Annotated in this window: 1 protein-coding gene; it reads left to right on the top strand. The window is 38.4% G+C overall.

What is annotated here, in order from left to right; translation table 11 throughout:
• The first annotated feature begins 313 nt into the window (after positions 1-313).
• On the top strand, positions 314-1411 hold the full coding sequence (locus tag QUB30_RS33550; protein WP_333342672.1) for an ISL3 family transposase: 1098 nt from the start codon (positions 314-316) through the stop codon (positions 1409-1411).
• Positions 1412-1504 lie beyond the last annotated feature (93 nt).

The raw sequence follows: 1504 nt of genomic DNA, 5'->3' as shown, positions 1-1504 counted from the left end.
GGCTCTTGAGAACTTGTGGTGATAACTTTATCTAATCAATGAGGAGTCCGGCGTACCAGATTAGAAGCTGAAGCCCATATAAATGAAGGTTTTTAGCTCCTCCGGTTGAAAAACCGAGTCTTATAACTCTGCAAAATCTTGAAAAAATCATTAAGTTTAGTTAGCTGGCTCAAAGTTAAGCCCTAAACTGATAAAATCTAGCTGGTTTGTGGAAGTCACCCTTTCCCCCTAAAAAATTTTGAGCTTGGGTTTATGGAAAATCATCTCAATTTAATACTGGGCTTACCTGATGTGACCGAAGCGAGAATTTACGATGTTAGAAGATGGGATTTGCTTAAAAATCAAATTGACCAACTTAGGAACACACTGTCCTTTATGTCAAAGCTATAGCACCGAAATCCATCAAAATCGTCCCATCTTAGTACGAGACCTTCCTTGTTTTGATAAAGCCACTTATTTGCAGGTCCCACGTCGGCAATTTTATTGTCGTCATTGTCAAAAGTATTTCACAGAAAACCTGCCTTGGATAGAATCGAAGCGGCGGCATACTCTGCGGTATGAAAAAAATATTTTTGAGCGGGTCAAGTCATCAAACCTAGCTCAAGTTGCATCAATTGAGGGGCGATCTTATGATGAAATTCAAGGGATATTTAATCACTGGGCTTCCAACATAGCCGAGCAGCAGTGGCTTGGAACTAGCCGGATAAGTCTTGATGAAATTGCTATGCGTAAAGGGCATAAAAATTATAAAGCGGTGATCTGCGACTTGGATAAAAAGAAGCTTATAGAAGTCATTGATGGACGAAGCCAAGATTGTTTGATATCAAAGCTTTCAGAACTTCCGCTTCAGGTCACAAAAGCGGTAAAAGAAGTTAGTGTTGATATGTGGCATGGCTTTCCAAAAGTTATTGAAGAAATTTTTCCCAATGCTCAAATTGTGACCGACCGATTTCATGTAATGAAACCTCTCATTGAAGAGTTAAAAAAAATCGCCAAATCTTCTGGGGTGAAAAGAGCCGATCAACTCTCTCTAATTTTAAGAAACGGAAGTGACTTAAACAATTCGGAAAGCACGGAATTGGAAAATATCTTATCCTCATCTAAATCTAAGCGATTGAAGTCCGCCTACGAATACAAAGAGGAATTCCGCCAGATTTATGAAACCAGTCAAACCGTTTGGGAAGGCCAAAAGCGCTTTGAAGAATGGTTACAAAAAGCCCGAACAATTTACGGCCAAGTTATTCAAACTATTTCCACCCATTTGCCAACCATCTGTAATTACTTTATTAGTCATTCTAGCAGTGGAGCTATGGAAGGAATTAACAACAAGATAAAGCTCATAAAACGGCAAGGTTATGGGTTTAGAAAATTTGAAAACTTTCGGTTACGTCTTTTATCAGCTTTTTCATAAGACTCCTTATAAATTACCGATTTAGCCACTCAAAAATATTGAAGATTATTATGATTGATTAGATAAAGTTATCACCACAAGTCCTGAAGAGCC

This window comes from Microcoleus sp. BROC3, from assembly GCF_036702515.1.
Taxonomy (GTDB): Bacteria; Cyanobacteriota; Cyanobacteriia; order Cyanobacteriales; family Microcoleaceae; genus Microcoleus.
The sequence above is the reverse complement of the archived record's forward strand: the minus strand, read 5'-3'. Positions and strand labels throughout refer to the sequence as shown.

Bases quoted from the DNA above. Each gene is read 5' to 3' on its own strand.
- QUB30_RS33550 (WP_333342672.1), top strand. From the start codon at position 314: ATGTTAGAAGATGGGATTTGCTTAAAAATCAAATTGACCAACTTAGGA.